General features: G+C 67.4%; 24 protein-coding genes and 1 other RNA gene. 19 read left to right on the top strand and 6 right to left on the bottom strand.

Going from position 1 to position 20,892, the window contains the following annotated elements; all coding sequences use genetic code 11:
- Nucleotides 1-37: 37 nt before the first annotated feature.
- The 3 genes from ACQ450_RS09210 to ACQ450_RS09200 are packed head-to-tail and all read right to left on the bottom strand — an operon-like array spanning nucleotide 38 to nucleotide 2,112.
- On the bottom strand, nucleotides 38-1,009 hold the full coding sequence (locus ACQ450_RS09210; protein WP_431469038.1) for a transposase: 972 nt from the start codon (nucleotides 1,007-1,009) through the stop codon (nucleotides 38-40).
- Nucleotides 997-1,956, bottom strand: a complete 960-nt coding sequence (locus tag ACQ450_RS09205) for a hypothetical protein (RefSeq protein WP_431469037.1) — start codon at nucleotides 1,954-1,956, stop codon at nucleotides 997-999. The genes ACQ450_RS09210 and ACQ450_RS09205 overlap by 13 nt, the downstream gene beginning before the upstream one ends.
- 3 nt (nucleotides 1,957-1,959) lie before the next feature.
- Nucleotides 1,960-2,112 carry a hypothetical protein gene (locus ACQ450_RS09200; protein ID WP_188053048.1) on the bottom strand — a complete coding sequence of 51 codons (153 nt, stop codon included), beginning with the start codon at nucleotides 2,110-2,112 and terminating at the stop codon, nucleotides 1,960-1,962.
- A 141-nt stretch (nucleotides 2,113-2,253) separates the two neighbouring features.
- Here ACQ450_RS09200 and ACQ450_RS09195 point away from each other — a divergent pair, with 141 nt between their 5' ends.
- On the top strand, nucleotides 2,254-2,700 hold the full coding sequence (locus ACQ450_RS09195; RefSeq protein ID WP_431469036.1) for a PaaI family thioesterase: 447 nt from the start codon (nucleotides 2,254-2,256) through the stop codon (nucleotides 2,698-2,700).
- A gap of 1 nt (nucleotide 2,701) precedes the next feature.
- Nucleotides 2,702-3,076: a PaaI family thioesterase gene (locus ACQ450_RS09190; RefSeq protein ID WP_188053046.1), complete on the top strand. Its 375-nt coding sequence runs from the start codon at nucleotides 2,702-2,704 to the stop codon at nucleotides 3,074-3,076.
- Nucleotides 3,077-3,085: 9 nt separating this feature from the next.
- Here the strand turns inward: ACQ450_RS09190 and ACQ450_RS09185 are convergent, their stop codons facing one another.
- Complete coding sequence (locus tag ACQ450_RS09185; RefSeq protein ID WP_431469035.1) at nucleotides 3,086-4,252, bottom strand: PQQ-dependent sugar dehydrogenase; 1,167 nt, start codon at nucleotides 4,250-4,252, stop codon at nucleotides 3,086-3,088.
- 408 nt (nucleotides 4,253-4,660) lie between these two features.
- On the opposite strand from ACQ450_RS09185, the gene rimP reads away from it, so the two are divergent.
- From rimP to ACQ450_RS09125, 12 genes are all read left to right on the top strand, one after another.
- A complete protein-coding gene (gene rimP / locus ACQ450_RS09180) occupies nucleotides 4,661-5,200 on the top strand; it encodes a ribosome maturation protein RimP (protein WP_188053044.1) in 540 nt (179 codons plus the stop codon).
- Nucleotides 5,201-5,205: 5 nt separating this feature from the next.
- Complete coding sequence (nusA, locus tag ACQ450_RS09175; RefSeq protein WP_188053043.1) at nucleotides 5,206-6,861, top strand: transcription termination factor NusA; 1,656 nt, start codon at nucleotides 5,206-5,208, stop codon at nucleotides 6,859-6,861.
- A 120-nt stretch (nucleotides 6,862-6,981) separates the two neighbouring features.
- Nucleotides 6,982-7,683 (top strand): DUF448 domain-containing protein, encoded by a 702-nt coding sequence (locus ACQ450_RS09170; RefSeq protein ID WP_431469034.1) that lies wholly within the window; start codon nucleotides 6,982-6,984, stop codon nucleotides 7,681-7,683.
- Nucleotides 7,684-7,691: 8 nt separating this feature from the next.
- Nucleotides 7,692-10,340: a translation initiation factor IF-2 gene (gene infB, locus ACQ450_RS09165; RefSeq protein WP_431469033.1), complete on the top strand. Its 2,649-nt coding sequence runs from the start codon at nucleotides 7,692-7,694 to the stop codon at nucleotides 10,338-10,340.
- An 85-nt stretch (nucleotides 10,341-10,425) separates the two neighbouring features.
- Complete coding sequence (gene rbfA / locus ACQ450_RS09160; protein WP_431469032.1) at nucleotides 10,426-10,830, top strand: 30S ribosome-binding factor RbfA; 405 nt, start codon at nucleotides 10,426-10,428, stop codon at nucleotides 10,828-10,830.
- Nucleotides 10,831-10,894: 64 nt separating this feature from the next.
- A complete protein-coding gene (locus ACQ450_RS09155; protein WP_431469031.1) occupies nucleotides 10,895-11,212 on the top strand; it encodes a hypothetical protein in 318 nt (105 codons plus the stop codon).
- Nucleotides 11,212-11,826 (top strand): thymidine kinase, encoded by a 615-nt coding sequence (locus tag ACQ450_RS09150; protein WP_431469030.1) that lies wholly within the window; start codon nucleotides 11,212-11,214, stop codon nucleotides 11,824-11,826. The genes ACQ450_RS09155 and ACQ450_RS09150 overlap by 1 nt, the downstream gene beginning before the upstream one ends.
- Before the next feature lie 9 nt (nucleotides 11,827-11,835).
- Nucleotides 11,836-12,210, top strand: a complete 375-nt coding sequence (locus ACQ450_RS09145; protein ID WP_431469029.1) for a hypothetical protein — start codon at nucleotides 11,836-11,838, stop codon at nucleotides 12,208-12,210.
- Nucleotides 12,211-12,265: 55 nt separating this feature from the next.
- Nucleotides 12,266-13,162, top strand: a complete 897-nt coding sequence (truB, locus tag ACQ450_RS09140) for a tRNA pseudouridine(55) synthase TruB (protein ID WP_431469028.1) — start codon at nucleotides 12,266-12,268, stop codon at nucleotides 13,160-13,162.
- A 23-nt stretch (nucleotides 13,163-13,185) separates the two neighbouring features.
- Entirely contained in the window at nucleotides 13,186-13,455 is a 270-nt protein-coding gene (gene rpsO, locus ACQ450_RS09135; protein WP_188053034.1) for a 30S ribosomal protein S15, read from the top strand.
- Between the two features lie 240 nt (nucleotides 13,456-13,695).
- Complete coding sequence (gene pnp, locus ACQ450_RS09130; RefSeq protein WP_431469027.1) at nucleotides 13,696-16,008, top strand: polyribonucleotide nucleotidyltransferase; 2,313 nt, start codon at nucleotides 13,696-13,698, stop codon at nucleotides 16,006-16,008.
- A gap of 151 nt (nucleotides 16,009-16,159) precedes the next feature.
- A complete protein-coding gene (locus ACQ450_RS09125) occupies nucleotides 16,160-16,606 on the top strand; it encodes a hemerythrin domain-containing protein (protein WP_431469026.1) in 447 nt (148 codons plus the stop codon).
- Nucleotides 16,607-16,796: 190 nt separating this feature from the next.
- On the opposite strand, the gene ssrA is transcribed toward ACQ450_RS09125, so the two are convergent.
- Nucleotides 16,797-17,143: a transfer-messenger RNA gene (ssrA, locus tag ACQ450_RS09120) on the bottom strand.
- A gap of 47 nt (nucleotides 17,144-17,190) precedes the next feature.
- On the opposite strand from ssrA, the gene ACQ450_RS09115 reads away from it, so the two are divergent.
- Nucleotides 17,191-17,622 (top strand): RrF2 family transcriptional regulator, encoded by a 432-nt coding sequence (locus ACQ450_RS09115; RefSeq protein ID WP_431469025.1) that lies wholly within the window; start codon nucleotides 17,191-17,193, stop codon nucleotides 17,620-17,622.
- Nucleotides 17,623-17,638: 16 nt separating this feature from the next.
- Here the strand turns inward: ACQ450_RS09115 and mscL are convergent, their stop codons facing one another.
- Nucleotides 17,639-18,103 (bottom strand): large conductance mechanosensitive channel protein MscL, encoded by a 465-nt coding sequence (gene mscL / locus ACQ450_RS09110; RefSeq protein ID WP_188053030.1) that lies wholly within the window; start codon nucleotides 18,101-18,103, stop codon nucleotides 17,639-17,641.
- A gap of 97 nt (nucleotides 18,104-18,200) precedes the next feature.
- On the opposite strand from mscL, the gene ACQ450_RS09105 reads away from it, so the two are divergent.
- Genes ACQ450_RS09105 through ACQ450_RS09090 form a run of 4 tightly spaced genes read left to right on the top strand, consistent with a single transcriptional unit; the run spans nucleotide 18,201 to nucleotide 20,864 of the window.
- The gene (locus tag ACQ450_RS09105; protein WP_188053029.1) at nucleotides 18,201-18,791 is read left to right on the top strand and encodes a LemA family protein; all 591 of its coding nucleotides are present in this window, start codon (nucleotides 18,201-18,203) and stop codon (nucleotides 18,789-18,791) included.
- 23 nt (nucleotides 18,792-18,814) lie between these two features.
- Nucleotides 18,815-19,654: a TPM domain-containing protein gene (locus ACQ450_RS09100; protein ID WP_431469024.1), complete on the top strand. Its 840-nt coding sequence runs from the start codon at nucleotides 18,815-18,817 to the stop codon at nucleotides 19,652-19,654.
- Complete coding sequence (locus ACQ450_RS09095) at nucleotides 19,654-20,334, top strand: TPM domain-containing protein (protein ID WP_431469023.1); 681 nt, start codon at nucleotides 19,654-19,656, stop codon at nucleotides 20,332-20,334. Before ACQ450_RS09100 ends, ACQ450_RS09095 begins: the two co-directional genes overlap by 1 nt.
- Nucleotides 20,331-20,864 carry an NUDIX hydrolase gene (locus ACQ450_RS09090; protein ID WP_431469022.1) on the top strand — a complete coding sequence of 178 codons (534 nt, stop codon included), beginning with the start codon at nucleotides 20,331-20,333 and terminating at the stop codon, nucleotides 20,862-20,864. Before ACQ450_RS09095 ends, ACQ450_RS09090 begins: the two co-directional genes overlap by 4 nt.
- The last annotated feature ends 28 nt before the right edge of the window (nucleotides 20,865-20,892 follow it).

Here is a 20,892-nt window from a genome sequence, read left to right as displayed (position 1 = left end):
AGTTTTGGGACATCGACATCGCACTGGAGGATTTCGATCACGCCGTCCCTGCTAGCGCCTCTCCGCCCGAGCCCAATGGCGGTTGCGTCCGTTCCGGAGCCGAACGCCTCTGAAGCGCTTCCATCGCTGCCAGCCGCTGGCGGGCATGCCCCGCGACCAGCCCACTCGATGAATCGGCCGCCGTGACGAATATGGCGTGCGCGGCATCCGGATCAGGCGCGGCGGCGGCGAGCGCGGTCACGGCCGTGAGGCGCATTCGATCGCAGGGGTGGCGTCGTGCGAAATCGCGCGCAAGCTCCGATCCTTCGCCACCGAACTGCGCCGCCAGCGTCAGAAGTGCCTCGGCGGCGGTGCAGGTGAGCGCTTCGGCGAAAGTGCCGCTACTGATGTCGAAGCGGTATTGGTCGATCCAGGGTTGCGCCGGGTCCGACCCAAGGATGTTGAGCGATACCGAGAAGGCTTCGGGCGGAAGCTGGACATGGATGTCGCGGCTGCGGCGGTAGAGCATCAGCCGCTCCGGTTCGAGCCGGGCGCGTTCGATGAGCCGCAGCCCGGCGTGCTCCCCCGGGAGTCCGACGCGGAGATCGGGATCATATTCGTAATAGTCGCTCCAATAGCCCGGCCCGAAATAGCCGTAAGTGAGGAACGAGAAATTATGGTCGTGCGGCAGATCGTAGAAGAAGGCGGCCGTGCCGCTGGCGCGCGTGACCGGCTCGTCGCGGGCGGGCCAGAAATTTGCGCGAAGCACGTATCGACCGTTCGGCGGGCGCAGCAGGAAGACCTGGGGTCCATAGCCCGACGACGCCGACTGCGCCTCGCAGCGCGTCTTGAGCTCGGCGATCGCGAGGTCGGCGAGGAAGTCGCGGTTGCGGCCAAGCCGCGCAAGCAGCGGACCTAGGCCGGCAAAGCTATCCTCGTCCCGGACGTCGAAGGGAGTCGTCTCGAGCGCCTCGATCAGATCGTCGAGTCCGATCGCGCCGCCTCGTCCGGGATCGATCAGGCGCGGCATCGGCGCGCCTCCGCGACGCGGAGCCGTACATTCCGAAGCGTGGCTGCGGCGGCGGCCCGAACTTCCGAATTCGGGTCCTGCGCCGCCATCGTCTCCAGCCGGGGCAGCGCGGCGGCTGCGTCGAGCGCGAGCCATTCCCGCATTGCCGCCCAGCGGGCGTGAAAGGCCGGGTCGTGCGTCGCCGCGTCGAACTGGGGACCGGCGTCGGTGCGGCGGGCATTGCGAAGGAAGGTCAGCAGCATTTCGGTTCGCGAGGCGCCGTCATCGGCGCTGGCGACCCGAACCAGTGCGCCGCTTTCGACATCATATTCGCGGATCAGCGGCGCGGCGCCGGCGCGGATGGTGGCGACGAGCGTCACCAGATCACGGGTGGCACCAGTCACAAGCTGGGCCCGTGTTCGCCCGTCGGTGCGGATCACGTCGCCGTCGAGGAGACGAGTCGGCGGCAGCGGACGGCACGGCGGCGCAGTCGCGGCAGTGAAATCGGGCGCCAGCGGCTCGGCCTCCCATCGGCGGAGCACCGCGCCGCCCGCCCGGAAATAGTGCGTCACGACGATGCGGCCGGAGACCACGGCCGTCCCGGGTGCCGGGGCTGCTGCCAGAGCATCGGCCCGCAACACGCTGGCGCTGATCGAGGCAACGGGGCAGTCGAACAGGACGATGCCGGTGCGTACTGAGTCGCGGCTCGCCTTGACCGGCGGCTCAAAGAACGGATCCCCGGCGAGCGCTCCGACAAGCGGTGCGAGCAGCGCTTCGACCCAGCCGATGTCGGCGAACAGCGTCTCGGCCCGATCGGCGGCGGGTTCGGCGCGGTCGAGCGGGCAGTCGGCGAAGGCCGCGGCGAGCGCCTGCATCTCCGGGCCGCCGCGCCAGCGGCGCCCTGCGTCGAGCGAAGGCTCGCGGGCAGCGGCGATCGCCTCGCGCACTGCCCTAGACATGCCGGGCATGGCCTAGGGGTAGAGCTCGTAGATCAGATTGGCGATCGCGACGATCATCTCGAACACATCGTCCATCATGACCTCGCCGGCGCGGACGCTGCCGTACATGCCGACCTGCGTTCCAAGCTCGGCGATCTCGCCGATCCCGATCTGTACCGGTGCCATCGTTCCCCCTTTTGCGCGGCGTGGATGCCGGCGCGGCGGCAGGCTAGGCCCGACCTGCGCCTGCGCTTAGTTAAATCGCTGTAATCTTGGCGCCCGTCCTTCGGTTTGCGCGGCGCCCGGGGCCGCGCTACGGCGGAGGCGATGACCAACAACCCGCCCCCCAGCCCGATGCCTTCCTTCGATCCCGAGCGCCTGGCGCGCAGCGGGTTCGGCGGCCATGGCGGTCGGCTCGGCATTCGCTACCGCGCCCATGGCGCTGACTGGGCCGAGCTGGAACTGCCCTATGATCCGGGCCAGATCGGCCAGCCGGAGACCGGAGTGGTCGCTTCGGGGCCGGTGATCGCGCTGATGGACATGGCGACCAGCTTCGCGGTTTGGCTGCGCCGCGGCGCCTTCCTGCCGCATGCGACGCTCGACCTGCGGATCGACTATCTGCGCCCGGCGACTCCCGGCCGGACGGTGATCGGGCGCGGCGAATGCTATCGCGTGACTCGCAACATCGGCTTCGTTCGCGGTCAGGCGCATGACGGCGACCCCGACGATCCGCTCGCCCATGTCGCCGGCACCTTCATGACCACCGGGATCTGAGATGACGCTTCCCCCCTATGCCGCGCTGCTGGGCCTGACCGAAGAGCCGGGCGCCGAGGCGCCGACCTTCGTCATGCCTTTCGCCGAGGACGTGCTCGGGCGGCCGGGCTTCCTGCACGGCGGCGCGATCGGCGGATTGCTGGAAATGGCGGCGATCGGGGCGCTTCAGCAGGCGCTCGGCGAGGAAGAGGCGCAAGTGAAGCCGATCAACGTGACGGTCGACTTCATGCGCGGCGGCCGCGACAAACCGACCCGTGCAAAGGGCGTGGTCACTCGGCTGGGCACCCGCGTCGCCAATGTCGAGGCGACGGCCTGGCAGGACGATCCCGACAAGCCGATCGCCGCGGCGCGGATGAACTATTTGCTCCAGCGCTGAGCGCGCCGCTCAGGACGGCGGCGTCAGCTTCATCAGCGCGCCGTTCGCACCGCGCCCCCCGTCCTCGAGCAGCCAGATCGCGCCATCGGGCCCTTCCGCCACGTCGCGGATGCGCGTCCCCATGTCCCACTGGTCGCCCTTGGAGGCGCTGGCGCCATTGACGTCGACGCGCACCAGCGACTGGCTGGAAAGGCCGCCGAGGAAGATGTCGCCACCCCATTGCGGCCACAGCTGCCCCGAATAGATCATCAGCCCGGCAGGCGAGATCACCGGATTCCAGGAGGCCTGGGGCGGAACGAAATCGCGATCGGGCATGGTGCCGTGATCGGGGATGGGCCGGCCATCGTAATGGTCGCCGTTCGAGACGACTGGCCAGCCGTAATTCTGCCCCGGCCGGATCAGATTGACCTCGTCGCCGCCGCGCGGCCCCATTTCCTGTTCCCACAGATTGCCCGCATCGTCGAAAGCGATGCCGAGCAGATTGCGATGGCCGTAGGACCAGACCGCCGGATGAAAGCCCTGGCTGGCGAGCGGATTGCCGGGCGCCGGATCGCCATCGGGCGTGAGACGCAGCACCTTGCCCAAGGTGCCGGTCTTGTCCTGAGCGGGGTCGAGCTTTTGCCGGTCGCCGTTGGTGAAGAAGAGATGCTGGCCATCCGGAGAAAAGGCGATCCGGCCCGAATAATGGCCGTCGCCCGGCACATAGGGAGTCGCCTGGAACAGCCGCTCGACGTCCGCCAGCCGCGGCGAGTCCCCGGTTTCCAACGTACCGCGCGCGAGCACCACGCCCTTGCCGCCCTCGCCGGCTTCCGAGAAGCTGAAATAGACCAGCCGGTTCTGCGCGAAATCGGGATGGAGCACGACATCCATCAGCCCGCCCTGACCGGCGCTGTCGACCGTCGGGATGCCTGCCACCGCCTGGCGCTGCTGCCCGTCGGCCGAGACGAGGTAAAGCGTCCCCGCCTTTTCGGTGATCAGCATGCGGCCGTCGGGCAGGAAATCCATCGCCCAGGGCGAGTCGAAATCGGCGACCCGGGTGACCGTGAACGGGCGCCCATCCTGCGCGACGGGCGCGGGCGTGGTTCCGACCGGAGCAGGATCCTGCGAGTTGCCGGGAGTGCCCGAGGTGCAGGCGATCAGCGTGAAGGCAGCGGCGGCGGCGGAGAAGCGGCGCATCGAATCAGATCTCCCCAAGGGCGTGGAATGAAGGTGCAACGCGGCGCGGCGCGGCTGGTTGCGAACTCGCGGTTTTCCGCCGAAGGTCGCACAAAAGTCGCACCTCAGCGCGCACGCGCGCTCCCACGCGCGCATACGCACGCGAGGCGGCACGATGGCGCGGCGGCGCCGGTGGCAGAGTGCGAAGCGGCATCGGCGGGGAGGCTATCGCAACCACGATGGTGTAGGACAGCGGAAAATGCTCCGGGGTCTGGCGCCCGCTGCGCCGGAAGGGGCGCGGAGGTGCTCGCCGGCTCTTGCCGGGCCGCGCGGTTTCGCCTATATGCAGGGCACTTCTCGACATTGGTGACACTGGCGAGGTCGGGGCCGCAGGGCTCCGGCGCCGTAGACTTGCATCCTGGAGACCGAATGGCGGACATCGCCGCACTGACCGATTTGATCGAAGCCGAAGCCAAGGCGCTCGGCTTCGAACTGGTGCGCGTGCGCATGTTCGGCGGCACGTCCGACCCGACGCTGCAGGTGATGGCCGAGCGGCCCGACACGGGCCAGCTCACCATCGACGATTGCGCCGAGCTGTCGCGCCGCATCTCCGCCCAGCTCGACGCGCTGGAGGCCGATGGCCGCGATCCGATCGACCATGCCTATCGGCTCGAAGTCAGCTCGCCCGGGATCGACCGGCCGCTCACGCGCCGCAAGGACTTCCAGCAGTGGAAGGGGCATGAGGCGCGAGTCACGCTGATCGAGAAGATCGACGGCCGCAAGCAGCTGAACGGCGTGCTCCAGGGCCTCGACGAAGGGCGCGTCGTCATCGACGTCCGCAATTTCAAGGTCATGGACGTGGCGTTCGAGGACATCGCCGACGCCAAGCTCGTCATGACCGACGCATTGATCGAAGCAACCCAACCGCTGTCGCCCGAGGGCGCAGACAAGATCGTGGTAGAAGGATAGTCGCAATGGCCACTGCCGTTTCCGCCAACAAGGCCGAGCTGATCGCCATCGCCGATGCGGTGGCGCGTGAGAAGCTGATCGACAAGGCCATCGTCATCGAGGCGATGGAGGACGCGATCCAGCGCGCCGCCAAGAACCGCTATGGCGTCGAGAACGACATCCGCGCCAAGCTGGACCCCAACACCGGCGACCTGCGCCTGTGGCGCGTGGTCGAAGTGGTCGAAGTGGTCGACGATTATTTCAAGCAGGTCGACCTCAAGGGCGCGCAGAAGCTCCAGAAGGACGCCAAGGTGGGCGACTATATCGTCGATCCGCTGCCCCCGATCGAATTCGGCCGCATCCAGGCGCAGGCTTCCAAGCAGATCATCTTCCAGAAGGTCCGCGATGCCGAGCGCGAGCGCCAGTATGAAGAGTTCAAGGATCGCGTCGGCGAGATCATCACCGGCGTCGTCAAGCGCGTCGAGTTCGGCCATGTCGTGGTCGATCTGGGCCGCGCCGAGGGCGTGATCCGCCGCGACGCGCAGATCCCGCGCGAAGTGGTGCGCGTGGGCGACCGCGTCCGCTCGATCATCCTCAACGTGCGCCGCGAGAACCGCGGGCCGCAGATCTTCCTTTCCCGCGCGCACCCCGACTTCATGAAGAAGCTGTTCGCGCAGGAAGTGCCCGAGATCTACGACGGCATCATCGAGATCAAGGCGGCCGCGCGCGATCCGGGCAGCCGCGCCAAGATCGGCGTGATTTCGCACGACAGCAGCATCGATCCGGTCGGTGCCTGCGTCGGCATGAAGGGCAGCCGCGTGCAGGCGGTGGTGCAGGAGATGCAGGGCGAGAAGATCGACATCATCCCCTGGTCGCCCGACACCGCGACCTTCGTGGTGAACGCGCTTCAGCCGGCGAACGTCAGCCGCGTGGTGATCGACGAGGAAGAGGACCGCATCGAAGTGGTGGTGCCCGACGACCAGCTTTCGCTGGCGATCGGCCGCCGCGGCCAGAATGTGCGCCTCGCCAGCCAGCTGACCGCCAAGGCGATCGACATCCTGACCGAGCAGGACGCGAGCGAGAAGCGCCAGAAGGAATTCGTCCAGAATTCCGAGATGTTCCAGAACGAGCTCGACGTCGACGAGACGCTGGCGCAGCTGCTGGTCGCCGAAGGCTTCGGCGCGCTGGAGGAAGTCGCCTATGTCGAGCTCGACGAGCTGGCGATGATCGAAGGCTTCGACGACGATCTGGCGCAGGAGCTGCAGAGCCGTGCGCAGGAAGCGCTCGAACGCCGCGAGGAGGCGAACCGCGAGGAACGCCGCGCGCTGGGCGTGTCGGACGATCTGACGACCATCCCCTATCTCACCGAGGCGATGCTGGTGACGTTGGGCAAGGCGGGCATCAAGACGCTCGACGACCTGGCCGATCTCGCCACCGACGAACTGGTCCAGAAGAAGCGCGCCGAGCCGCGCCGGCGCAGCGATCAGGCCGCGTCGAACCGCAGCGAGGACAAGGGCGGGGTGCTCGGCGAGTATGGACTGACCGACGAGCAGGGCAACGAGATCATCATGGCCGCGCGCGCGCACTGGTTCGCCGACGAGGAAGCGCCGCTGACCGACTCGAGCGTCGAGCTGGAGCCGGACACGGGCGGGGAGGACGCTGTTGCGGAATCCGAACAATGATTGGCTTGCGCTAACCGACAGCGTTGATCCTCGCCCCGGCCGCGCGCCGGGGCCGGTGCCTGGCGTGCGCCCGGTTGCGGCGCACGACCTGCCCCGCGGCATGCGGGCGGGAGGCGCGCGATGAGCGATCCCATGCGCACCTGCGTCCTCTCGCGCGAGGAAGCGCCGCGCGACGGGCTGATCCGTCTTGCGCTGTCGCCCGAGGGCGACGTGCTGCCCGACGTCCACGCCAAGGCGCCCGGGCGCGGTGCTTGGATCGGCGTGAGCCGGGAAGAGCTGGAGGCGGCGACCGCCAAGGGACGCCTTCGCGGCGCACTGGCCCGCGCGTTCAAGACCGGCGAGTTCCGCCTGCCCGACGATCTGGCCGACCGCATCGACGCGGCGCTGCGGCGCGCGACGCTCGAGCGGCTGGGGCTCGAAGCGCGCTCTGGCGCGCTGGTGACCGGGGGCGAGCGGATCGACAAGGCGGCGCGGCAAGGCAAGCTCGCGCTGCTGCTCCATGCCGCCGACGCGAGCGCGGACGGCGCGGCCAAGCTCGCCCAGGCATGGCGGGTGGGCAGCGACCGCGAAGGCTCCGGCCTCAAGGGCTTAACATTGCCGGTCGATCGTACCATATTGTCCTTGGCCCTCGGCCGCGAAAATGTGGTACATGCCGGCCTGACCGACGCCCAGGCGGCAAAGCGGGTGCGCGATTTGCTTGCTCGCTGGCTGCACTTTATCGGACCCGATCGCGCAGATTCGCCTTGCGAACCTAAATCGCAGGACAGTGCGCCGTTGGGATCGCCTGCGACGCGAACGACCGAGACGAACGAAGGATTTTGAGTACACGCATGAGCGACACGGACAAGGAAAAGCCGAAACTGGGCACGCGCGCGCCGCTGGGACTGAAGCGCACGGTGGAGACGGGCAAGGTGAAGCAGAGCTTCAGCCATGGCCGCTCGAACACCGTCGTCGTGGAAGTGAAGCGCCGGCGTGTTCTCGGCCGTCCGGGCGAGGAAGGCGCGGCTCAGCAGCAGGCGCCGACGCCGGCGCCCGAACCGGAGGCCAAGGCGCCGCCGCAGCCGGAGAAGGCCGCGCCGCGGACACCCGCGCCTGCGCCGCGTCCGTCGGGCGACAGCCTGCTTTCGCGCCAGGAGCTTCAGGCGAAGCTGCTGCGCGAGGCCGAGGAAGCGCGCATGGCCGCGCTTGAGGAAGCGCGCCGTCGCGAGGAGCGCGAGAAGGCCGAGGCCTCCGAGGAGGAGCGCCGCCGCGCCGAGGAAAACCGCAAAGCCGAGGAAGAGGCCGCCAAGGCCGCCGCGCAGGCGCCCGAACGGGCCGAGCCGGAGGCGCGTGCGCCGGAGCCCGAAGCGCCCGAGCCTGCGCCTGCCGCGCCGACTCCTGCCCCCGCGGAAGCGAACCGCGCGCTGGGGCTCGACCCCACGCGTCCCGCTCCGCGCCGGTTCACGCCGGTTCAGCGGCCCGAAATCCCGCGCCCCGAACCCAAGCCCGAGCCGGCTGCGGCGCGTGCTCCGGCGGCGCCGAAGCGTTCCGAGGCCCCGGCGAGCAAGCCGAGCCGCGACCGCAAGGGCGGCGACGATCGCCGCCAGTCGGGCAAGCTCACCGTCAACCGCGCCCTGGGCGACGGCGACGGCGCGCGTGCGCGCAGCCTCGCGGCGCTCAAGCGCGCCCGCGAGAAGGAAAAGCGCGCGCATCGCAGCGGCTCGAGCCAGCCGCGCGAGAAGCAGGTGCGCGACGTGCAGGTGCCCGACGCGATCACCGTGCAGGAACTCGCCAACCGCATGGCCGAGAAGGGCGCCGACCTGGTGAAGGCGCTGTTCAAGATGGGCATGCCGGTGACCGTCAACCAGACGATCGACCAGGACACCGCCGAGCTGCTCGTCGGCGAATTCGGCCATAATTTCCGGCGCGTGTCGGAAAGCGACATCGACCTTCAGCTCGATGCCGCCGAGGATCCCGAGGAGGCGCTGCAGCCGCGGCCGCCGGTGGTCACGATCATGGGCCATGTCGATCACGGCAAGACGAGCCTGCTCGACGCGATGCGCGGCACCGATGTGGTGCAGGGCGAGGCCGGCGGCATCACCCAGCACATCGGCGCCTATCAGGTGACCCAGAAGGACAAGTCGAAGATCACTTTCCTCGACACGCCGGGCCATGAGGCGTTTTCGGACATGCGCGCGCGCGGCGCGAACGTGACCGACATCGTCGTGCTGGTGGTCGCCGCCGACGACGGGCTGATGCCGCAGACGATCGAGGCGATCAATCACACCAAGGCGGCCGGCGTGCCGATGATCGTGGCGATCAACAAGGTCGACAAGCCCGACGCCAATCCGCAGCGCATCCGCGAGCGGCTGCTCGAGCACGACGTCCAGGTCGAGGCGATGGGCGGCGAGACGCAGGACGTCGAGGTGTCGGCGCTCAAGAAGACCGGGCTCGACGATCTGATCGACAAGATCCAGCTCCAGGCCGAGCTGCTCGAGCTGCGGGCGAACCCCGCCCGCGACGCCGAGGGAACGGTGGTCGAGGCCAAGCTCGACAAGGGCCGCGGCCCGGTCGCGACGATCCTCGTCAGCCGCGGCACGCTGAAGGTGGGCGACGTGTTCGTCGTCGGCGCCGAAAGCGGCAAGGTGCGCGCGCTGGTCGATGACAAGGGCCGCCAGGTGAAGGAAGCCGGTCCGGCGATGCCGGTCGAGGTGCTCGGCCTGTCGGGGGTGCCGATGGCGGGCGATCCGCTGCAGGTGGTGGAGAGCGAGGCGCGTGCGCGCGAAGTCGCCGAATACCGCCAGGGCGTCATCCAGCAGAAGCGCACGACGCAGGCGCCGGCGAGCCTCGAGAGCATGTTCTCGGCGCTCAAGGACAAGCAGGCGATCGAATATCCGCTGGTGGTCAAGGGCGACACCCAGGGCACCGTCGAGGCGATCATCGGCTCGCTCAACAAGATCTCGACCGACGAGATCCGGGTGCGGATCCTGCACTCGGGCGTCGGCGGCATCACCGAGAGCGACGTGACGCTGGCCGCGGCCAGCGGTGCGCCGATCATCGGCTTCAACGTGCGCGCCAACGCCAAGGCGCGCGAGATCGCCGAGCGGAACAAGGTGGCGCTGAAATATTACGACGTCATCTATGACCTGACCGACGACATCCGCGCGGGGATGGCTGGCGAGCTGGGCCCCGAGGCCTTCGAGACGGTGGTCGGCCGCGCCGAGATCAAGGAAGTCTTCTCGGCGGGCAAGCACGGCAAGGCGGCGGGTCTGCTCGTCACCGAGGGCGTCATCCGCAAGGCGCTCAAGGCACGCATCACGCGCGACGACGTCATCATCTATCAGGGCGAGATCGCATCGCTGCGCCGCTTCAAGGACGATGTCGCCGAAGTACGCGCGGGCCTGGAATGCGGTGTGACGTTCAGCCAGAACTTCACCGACATCAAGCCGGGCGACTATCTGGAAACGTTCGAAGTCGAGATGCGCGAACGCACGCTGTAACCGTAACGACCAAGCGATCGGGGCGGGAGCGGTCGCTGTGCGGCTGCTCCCGTCCGCGTTTTGACTGCAGGAACGAGGCTGCGACATGCGCCAGAACGACCCCAACGAAGACCGCTCGGTCCGCCTGCTGCGCGTCGGCGAGCAGGTGCGGCACGTGTTGTCCGATATCCTTCAGCGCGGCGACGTGCACGACGAGACGTTGGCGAAGCACATGGTATCGATCACCGAGGTGCGGATGTCGCCCGACCTCAAGCATGCGACGGTGTTCGTAAAGCCGCTGCTCGGCCAGCATGAGGAGGCGGTGCTGAAGGCGCTGCGCACCAACACCGCCTATCTGCAGGGCGAGGTCGCGCGGCGGGTGAACACCAAATATGCCGCGAAGCTGAAATTCCTGGCCGACGAGAGCTTCGACGAGGGCAGCCGGATCGACGCGCTGCTGCGCAATCCGCGCGTCGCGCGCGATCTGGACGGGGACGCGACCGAGGATTAGCCTTGGCAGCCGTCTCGGCCGACGTGCCGGGACGCGGCAGAATTCGAGCGGCAGGAATGATGTGATGGCAATGGGCCCGGCATGCCCCCGGTGTGGCACGATCATCCCGTTCGTGAAAACGCAGTGGGGGCTCGGAACGCCTTTTGCCTGCCGCAACTGTGACGCCAGCCTTGTCGTCCCGAAGAATCTGTGGATCGGCCTTACCGCACTCCTGCTGTTCTGGTCGGCGCAGTCCCGCGTGGAGGGGGCAGGCGCCACACTGGTGCTTCTGCTGACAATCGCGATCGCCCTGCTTGCGGCGTCATGGCTCCTGCTCAAGCCCCGGCTGGTCCCGGTTGGAGCGGATCCGGCTCCGTCGATCCCTGTCGACCCAGTCGCCTGATGGCCAAGCTCTATTTCTACTACGCCAGCATGAACGCAGGAAAGTCGACCACGCTGCTGCAGGCCGACTTCAACTATCGCGAGCGCGGCATGCGGACGATGCTGTTCACGGCAGCGATCGACGATCGTAGCGGTCCGGGCGCAATCGGATCGCGGATTGGACTGGAGGCTGAGGCGACTCCCTTCGACTCGGCGACGGACCTGCGCGCGCTGGTGGAGCGCGAGCAGCGCGCCGGGCCGGTCGCCTGCGTGCTGATCGACGAGGCGCAGTTCCTTACCGAGGAGCAGGTCGATCAGCTCGCCGGGCTGTGCGACGAATGCGATGTGCCCGTGCTCGCCTATGGCCTGCGCACCGATTTCCGCGGGCAATTGTTTCCGGGATCGGCGCGGCTGCTGGCGATCGCCGACGCGCTCATCGAGATCAAATCGGTCTGCACCTGCGGGCGCAAGGCGATCATGAACCTGCGAGTCGACACGGCCGGCAGGCCGGTGGCCGAGGGCGCGCAGACCGAGATCGGCGGAAACGAGCGCTATGTCGCGCTGTGCCGTCGCCACTTCACTGCGGCGCTGGCGGGAACCGCGCCGCTCAGCCAAGGTTCATGCACGACGTGCTAGGAGCAGGCCATGCTGACAACCCTTCTCACACTCCTCGCCGCCACTGCGCCGCTGCCAGCGCAGGAGGCCCCCCAAACCCGGCCTATCGGAGTCGAAACGCAGATCAGCTTTGCCGCCAACGGTGGGATTCGCGATTGGCGGCGCGGCCCCGAGGACAGCAACATCGTCTATCTGCAGGCGCGTAACCTGCGCTGGTACGAAGTGACGCTGACCGGGCCCTGCCTCGACAACACGAGCTTCGAGCCGATGGTCTATACGACCGGCCCCGGTGGCGCGCTCGACCGCTTCTCGCGGATTTCCTCGGCGCGCAATCCGGACCTCGTCTGCGGTGTCGAGAGCATCAAGACGAGCCTGCCGCCGGAGCAGATGCGCGCGGACGGCTGATCGCGGCACTGCTTCAGGCCTTGGGTTGGGGCGTCGCCCCGCCTAAGGCGCTGCGATGAACGGTTGGATCATTCTCGACAAGCCGGTGGGGCCCGGCTCCACCCAGGCGGTGAGCGCGGTCAAACGCGCGCTGCGCGATGCGGGCGCGCCGAAGCGCAAGGTGGGACATGGCGGAACGCTCGACCCGCTCGCGAGCGGCGTTCTGCCGGTGGCGATCGGCGAAGCGACCAAGCTCGCCGGGCGGATGCTCGACAGCGACAAAATCTATGACTTCACCATCGGCTTCGGAGTCGAGACCGATACGCTCGATCTCGAAGGCAAGCCGGTCGCGCAGAGTGACGAACGGCCGACGCAGGATGCGCTCGCAGCGGTGCTGGCTCGCTTCACGGGGCCGATCGAACAGGTGCCTCCGGCTTATTCCGCACTCAAGGTCGAAGGCGCGCGCGCCTATGATCTGGCACGGGCGGGGGAGGAGGTAGCACTTGCGACCCGAAGCGTGACGGTGCACGCGCTGGACCCCGCCTCCTCGACCGAAGCGGACGGACCGCTAGAATCGGCGACGCTCACCGCGCATGTCTCGAAGGGCACCTATATCCGCAGCCTTGCTCGCGATATCGCGCGCGCACTGGGGACGGTCGGCCATGTCACCATGCTGCGCCGCGTGAAGGCCGGGCCGTTCGGCCTCGATCAGGCGATTTCGCTGGACAAATTGGCCGATGCCGCTAAGGAGCGGCGCCTTGAAACAGTGCTTCTGCCGTTGAGGGCGGGGCTGGACGACATCCCGGCTCTATCCCTCACGCCCGGTCAGGCAGGGCAGCTCCGCGCGGGGCAGCACGTGACCGGGGCAACCGCCGACGACGGACTGGTGTTTGCGATGCTGGACGAGGTTCCGGTCGCGCTCGCCGAGGTTCAGGCCGGAATGATCCGGGTCGTCCGCGGCTTCAATCTGTAAGCAACGATGTCGAAGGAAAAGACATGTCGATCACGCAGGAGCGCAAGGACGCGCTCGTCAAGGAACACGGCCGTGCGAACGGCGACACCGGCAGCCCCGAAGTGCAGGTCGCGATCCTCACCGAACGCATCGCCAACCTGACCGAGCACTTCAAGACGCACGCCAAGGACAATCATTCGCGCCGCGGCCTGCTGATGCTGGTCAACAAGCGCCGCAGCCTTCTCGACTATCTCAAGAAGAAGGACGCAGCGCGCTATCAGGATCTCATCGCGAAGCTCGGCCTTCGCAAGTAATTCAGGAACGGCCCCCGCTCGGGGGCCGTTTCTTTATCGGCCGATGAGCAATCCGGCTCACCGCCGACCAAGTCTCCTCCGTTCGCCCCGATTTTGTCGCGGGGCTGCAATTCTTCGGACGCAGAAAGAGGAACGGGGCTTCGACAGGCCCAACCCGAACGGGTTGGGGGACACCGCATGAGCCACAAGGGCTCGCTAGCTGCCCCGGGCGCATAGGGCGTCCGGTGAAAAGGAAAGCACATGTTCAACGCGAAGAAAGTGGAAATCGAGTGGGGCGGAAAGACCCTCACGCTCGAAACGGGCAAGGTTGCCCGTCAGGCCGACGGCGCCGTGGTGGCGACGCTCGGCGAAACGGTGGTGCTGTGCGCAGTGACCGCCGCCAAGAAGGTGAAGGAAGGGCAGGACTTCTTCCCGCTCACCGTGCATTATCAGGAGAAGTTCTCGTCCGCCGGTCGGATTCCGGGCGGCTTCTTCAAGCGCGAGCGCGGCGCGACCGAGAAGGAGACTCTGGTCTCCCGCCTGATCGACCGTCCGATCCGCCCGCTGTTCCCCGAGGGATTCTACAACGAGATCAACTGCATCGCGCAGGTGATGAGCTATGATGGCGAGAACGAGCCCGACATTCTGGCGATGGTCGCCGCGTCGGCCGCGCTCACGCTGTCCGGCCTGCCGTTCCTCGGCCCGATCGGCGCCGCGCGCGTCGGCTACAAGGACGGCGAATATCAGCTCAACCCGACCGACGCCGATGTCGAGGCGGGCGATCTCGACCTGGTGGTCGCAGGCACGCACGATGCAGTGATGATGGTCGAATCGGAAGCCAATGAGCTGCCCGAGGACGTCATGCTCGGCGCCGTGATGTTCGGCCATCGCGAGATGCAGAAGGTGATCAACGCGATCATCGACCTCGCCGAACAGGCCGCCAAGGAGCCCTGGGAGCTTGCCGAGCAGGCCGACCAGTCGGCGATGAAGGCCGAGCTCAAGAAGCTGATCGGCGACGATATCGCCGCTGCCTACAAGACCACGCTCAAGTCCGACCGCTCGGACATGCTGAATGCGGCACGCGCCAAGGCGAAGGAAGCCTTCGCCGATCGCGATCCGCAGGAGCAGATGGTCGCCGGCAAGCTCGTCAAGAAGCTGGAAGCCGAGATCGTCCGTGGCGCGATCCTGAAGGATGGCCGCCGCATCGATGGTCGCGACACCAAGACGGTGCGCCCGATCGAGGCCGAAGTGCACTTCCTGCCGCGCGCCCACGGCTCGGCGCTGTTCACGCGCGGCGAGACGCAGACCATCGCCACCACTACGCTCGGCACCAAGGACTCCGAGCAGATGATCGATGGGCTGACGGGCCTCAGCTACCAGCATTTCATGCTGCACTATAACTTCCCGCCCTATTCGGTCGGCGAAGTGGGCCGCTTCGGCGCGCCGGGCCGTCGCGAAGTCGGCCATGGCAAGCTGGCGTGGCGCGCGCTGCGTCCGGTGCTGCCGACGAAGGAAGAGTTCCCCTATACGATCCGCGTCACCAGCGACATCACCGAGTCGAACGGCTCGTCGTCGATGGCGACGGTGTGCGGCGGTTCGTTGTCGATGATGGACGCCGGCGTGCCGCTCAAGCGGCCGGTGTCGGGCATCGCGATGGGCCTGATCCTCGAAGGCAAGGACTTCGCGGTCCTCTCCGACATCCTCGGCGACGAGGATCATCTGGGCGACATGGACTTCAAGGTGGCGGGCACCAGCGAAGGCATCACCAGCCTTCAGATGGACATCAAGATCGCCGGCATCACCGAAGAGATCATGAAGACCGCGCTCGACCAGGCGAAGGACGGCCGCGCCCATATCCTGGGCGAAATGGCCAAGGCGCTGGGCGAGACCCGCACCGAGCTGTCGGCGCACGCGCCGCGGATCGAGACGATCACGATCGACAAGTCGAAGATCCGCGACGTGATCGGCACGGGCGGCAAGGTCATCCGCGAGATCGTCGCCTCGACCGGCGCCAAGGTGGACATCGACGACGAGGGCGTGATCAAGATCAGCTCGTCCGACCTGTCGCAGATCGAAGCCGCCAAGCAGTGGATCCTCGGCATCGTCGAGGAGCCCGAAGTGGGCAAGGTCTATACCGGCAAGGTGGTGAACCTGGTCGACTTCGGCGCCTTCGTGAATTTCATGGGCGGCCGTGACGGGCTGGTCCATGTCTCGGAAATCAAGAACGAGCGCGTCGAGAAGGTGTCCGACGTCCTGTCCGAAGGGCAGGAAGTGAAGGTCAAGGTTCTCGAGATCGACCAGCGCGGCAAGGTGCGCCTGTCGATGCGCGTCGTCGATCAGGAGACCGGCGCCGAGCTGGAGGACACCCGTCCCGCACGCGAGCCGCGCGAGAAGGGCGAGCGTTCGGATCGTGGCGACCGTGGCGACCGGCGTCGCGACGGCGGCCGTGGCGGCCGCGGCGGTGGTCGCGACCGGGGCGATCGGGGCCCGCGCCGCGAGCGTTCGGAAAGCGGCGCGTCCGACGACGAGGGCGGCGAGGACATCGGCCTTCCTTCCTTCATCACCGAGAGCTGATCCTCACGATCATCTCGTTCGAAAGGGGCTCGGGCGACCGGGCCCCTTTTCTGTTGCGTCCGGACGATCGCTAGCAATCCGGATCGAGATCGCGCGAATGCCGCTTGTGCGGCGCGCGCATCGACCTAAACTGGCGAGCCAGGAGTATCGCGTGCCAGAAACGAGCTATACGCGGATCATGCGCGAGCATGACGAGATCGAGATGTTGAGCGGTCGGCTGAGCAATCTCGTGCGCGATCGCGCTGCGGACCCGCACGTCCTCGCAGATGCGCTGCGCCATCTGAAGGAGCTCGTGAGCGATCACCTCGATCATGAGGATGCGCTCCTCGAAACGCTGGCCGCGCGGTCGGGCACTGCCGCTCAGCGCGACAGGATCGCGCGTGCCGAACAGGAGTTCTGCGTCCTCAAGGAGAATTGGCAGCGCTTCACGCGCGCGTGGGACGCGACCGCGATCGCGGCGGATCGCTCGGGATTCGACCAATCGACACTGGCAATGCTGCCGCGCCTTCGCGATCGCGTGCGGCTGGAGAGCGAGCTCCTCATGGCCCTGGCGATGCTGGAGCGTTCGAATTCCGTCAGCCCGAGCGCGGGCGAATAGACGGAGCGGACGCCGGGCGCGAGAGCGCCGTCAGCAGCCCGTCGATGCAACACGATCGGGAGTTCCGAGCGCGGTTCCACGCGCTTGGGCGCACGGATCCTCCGCTGTAGCCGCGCAAGGCTTCGGCCGGGGCGTCGCGCGTTGGGGAAGGTCCAGGGGGTTCTGTTGCCCGGCCCCCCTGGTAGCCGCTGGAATCCGCTTCTGTTGCCCGGTGCGGTCCAACCGCGCATTTTGGAATAACCTTAGGCCGTTAGGCCGTGGGGTTACGCCGCAATAGCGAGTGCTTCGTTATCGTTGGCACTTGTGTGTATGGGCCGTCGCGGTGGTCCCATTCCGAGCGAAAACAGCGCTTTTCAACACACGTCGATCCTGGTTCGGCCCCGTCAGAAACGGTGTCCAGATACACCACCGGTTATGGTGGAGCCGCCGGGTACTGCCCCCGGGTCCGCTGCGTCTATTGAACGCCGCAGTTTATCGCTATAGCCGGGCAAGCCCGGCAGCTTCCAATATAGGGCCCGGGGAATGAATTGAAAGCCCCGGAGCGCCATCACCGCGCCACAATGATTTGGCACGAATCCAGCATCATGTTGACTCAGCGTTCCCGGTACGCGCTTCGCGCGATGCTCTTCCTGGCAGAGCAGCCCGTGGGAAGCCGTCCGATCCCGATGAACCGAATCGCCGCCGAGACGAACGTGCCGCGCAAGTTCCTCGAGGCGATTTTCGCCGATCTGCGCGACGCCGGGTTCGTCCACAGCCATCGCGGAAAGCTGGGCGGCTATTGCCTGTCGAAGCCCACTCACCTGGTGTCGCTCGGCGAGATCATCCGCGTGATCGAAGGGCCGCTGGCGCTGGTGCCGTGCGTCAGCCGGACCGCCTATCGGCCCTGCCCCGACTGCGCCGACGAGGCGAGTTGCGCGATTCGCCACGCGATGGCGCGCGTGCGCGACGAAACCGCGCGCATCCTCGACGGCACCAGCCTGGCCGATGCCGGTTCGGAGGATCTGAAAGCGGCCTGAGCGCGCGTTGCGGCGATCAGCGTATGGGAGGCTCGCTCCGCCCGCGCAGTTCGTCACGGATCTCGCGCAGCAGCACGACGTCCTGCGGCTCGGGCGCAGGAGCGGCGGTGCCCTTCGCCTCGTCCTCGTGCAGCAGCCGGATCGCGCGGCGGACATAGCGCACCAGCAGGAACACCGAAAAGGCGAGGAACAGGAAATTCAGCACGACGCTGAGGAACTGGCCATAGCCGATCAGCGGCACCCCCGCTTCCTTCAGTGCGGCATAGTTGCTGAGCGACCCCGTATAGCCCTCCGGTACGGGTCCCAGCTGAATGAAATAGTTGGAGAAGTCCACGCCGCCAAAGAGCCAGCCGACGACCGGCATGATGAGATCATCGGTCAGCGATTTGGTGATGGTCGCGAACGCGGCGCCGATGATGACGCCCACCGCAAGATCGAGCACATTGCCCTTCGCGATGAAGGTCCTGAAATCCTTCCACATTCCCGTTCGGTCTCCCTTCTTTTCCGGAATCGCTCTTCACGGCGCGGTCTCCGGTGTCGTATAGCGCCGCAACAGTTGGAGCCGGGGAGGGTATCCCATGAAGTTTCGCGCCGTCATCATTCTTGCCGCCGCCGCCATGCTCTCCGCATGCGGCCTCAATAGCGTGCCCACGGCCGAAGAGAACGCGAAGGCAAGGTGGGCCGATGTTCAGGCCGCCTATCAGCGCCGCGCGGACCTGATCCCGAACCTGCAGGCGACGGTTGCGGGAGCGGCCGGTTCCGAGCGCGACATTCTGACCGAAGTGATCGAGGCGCGGTCGCGCGCCACTTCGATCCAGGTCACTCCCGACCAGCTGACCGACGAGAGCGCTGTCCAGCAGTTCCAGGCGGCGCAGCAGCAGCTTGGCGGTGCGCTGAGCCGGCTCCTGGTAAACGTCGAGCGCTATCCCGAGCTGCGCAGCCAGCAAGCGTTTCAGACCTTCATGAGCCAGATCGAAGGCACCGAGAACCGCATCAACATCGCGATCCGCGATTACAACGGAGCGGTGCAGGAGTATAACACCACCATCCGCACCTTCCCCTCGGCGATCGGCGCCAAGATCTTCTATGGCGCCGAGCCGATGACGCCGTTCGAGGCGCAGGCGGGCTCCGAAGTCGCACCGACGGTGAATTTCGGGAACAGCAACTGACCGGTTTTGGCCGGAAGAGCGATATGGCCGGATTTCGCACCCTGTTGATTGCATTCGCGCTTGCGCTGCTCGGCGTGCAGCCGGGCCATGCGCAGGAGTTTCCGCAGCTCACGGGGCGCGTCGTCGACGCGGCCGAGCTGCTGAGCCCCGAGCAGGAGGCGCAGCTCACCCAGCTTTCGGCGGAGATCGAACAGGCGTCCTCGCGGCAGTTCGTCGTCGCGACGATCCCCGATCTGCAGGGCTATGACATCGCCGACTATGGCTATCAGCTCGGCCGCGCCTGGGAGATCGGGCAGGGCGAGGCGAACAACGGCATCCTGCTGATCGTCGCGCCCAACGAGCGCGAGGTCCGGATCGAAGTGGGCTATGGGCTCGAACCGATCATGACCGATGCGCTCTCGAGCCAGATCATCCGCAACGACATCGTGCCGCATTTCCGCGATGGCGACATGGCCGCGGGAATCCTCGCGGGGGCGCAGGCGATCGGCGAGCAGATGCGCCTGCCGCTCGAACAGGCCGAGGCGCGCGCCCAGCAGCTGATCGAGAGCGGACGCCAGCGCGGCGGCGAAGAGGATGGCTGGGTCGGCGGACTGGTGCTCGCCTTCTGGCTGGTGATGCTGCTGGTGTTCGTGATCCCCGCGATCTTCGGCCGTCGCGGACGGCGCTATCGCCGGCGCGGCAGCGGCGTGGGCGAAGTGTTGCTGTGGACCGCACTGGACGCGGCGATGCGGAGCGGCGGCGGCCATCGTGGTGGATCGGGCTGGGGCGGCGGCGGCTTCGGCGGCGGCGGTGGTTTCGGCGGTGGCGGCTTTTCAGGCGGCGGCGGCTCGTTCGGCGGCGGCGGCGCATCGGGGAGCTGGTGATGACAGACCCTATCTTCAGCGCCGAGGATCATGCGCGCGTCACCGCCGCAGTGGCGAGCGCCGAGCGCGAGACCGATGGCGAGATCGTGACGATCGTGAGCGCAAGGTCGGACGGCTATCGCGACGTGGCGATCCATTACGCGATTCTCGCGATGCTGCTGGTGGTGGCGCTGCTCGCCGCGGTTCCCGGGCTGGCCGAGGCAAAGCTCGCTTGGCTGGACGGCGGATGGAACAGCGAGACCAACGTCGCACTGCTGTTGCTGCTCGTGCTGGTGGGGCAGGCAGTCGCCTTTCTGATCGTGCGCTATGCGCTCGAATGGGCGCCGCTGCGGATGGCGCTGACCCCGCGCGGGACCAAGTCGCGGCGAGTCCGTCGGCGCGCGGTCGAGCTGTTCAAGGCGAGCGCCGAGAAGCGCACCGAGCATCGCGTCGGCATCCTCCTCTATCTGTCGCTCGCCGAGCATCGGGCGGAGATCGTCGCCGACGCCGCGATCCATTCGAAGGTTCCGGCCGAACGCTGGGGCGACGCGATGGCGGCGCTGGTGGACGAGGTACGCCGGGGCGATCCTGCTGGGGGAATGGTCGCGGCGGTGGGGCTGATCTCGCAGCTGCTGGCCGAGCATTTTCCCAAGACCGCCGCAGACACCAACGAGCTTCCGGACCGGCTGATCGAACTGTGAGCACGCCCGACGCCGACGCGCCGGTGGAGATCGCCTGGCAGGGCGACTGGGTGGTCGCCAAGCGGCAGGGGCGGTGGGAATATGTCTCGCGCGCGCGCGGCATCCAGGCGGCCGTGATCCTGGCGATCGACGACGCAGGGCAGGTGCTGCTCGTCGATCAGTATCGCGTGCCGCTCGGCCGCCGCTGCCTCGAGCTGCCCGCCGGGCTCGTCGGGGACGAGCGCGACGGCGACACGCCCGAGTCGACCGCGATCCGCGAGCTCGAGGAAGAAACCGGCTATCGCGCCGAGCGGATCGAGGAACTGGGGTTCTTCCATTCCTCGCCCGGCATGGTGACCGAGGGCTTCACGCTGGTCCGCGCGCACGGGCTGACGAAAGTGAGCGAAGGCGGAGGAACCGGCGAGGAGGACATCGTCGTCCACCGCGTGCCGCTGACGGAGATAACGGCCTTCGTCGCCGCCAAGCGTGCCGAAGGGCTGGCGATGGACGTCAAGCTGCTGCTGCTGCTCGCGCACGACTGGCTGGCCTGAACGGCCTGGGGGCCGGGACCACCGCTCG

This window comes from Sphingosinithalassobacter sp. LHW66-3 (assembly GCF_050703275.1).
Lineage (GTDB): Bacteria > Pseudomonadota > Alphaproteobacteria > Sphingomonadales > Sphingomonadaceae > Sphingomonas.
The sequence above is the reverse complement of the archived record's forward strand: the minus strand, read 5'-3'. Positions and strand labels throughout refer to the sequence as shown.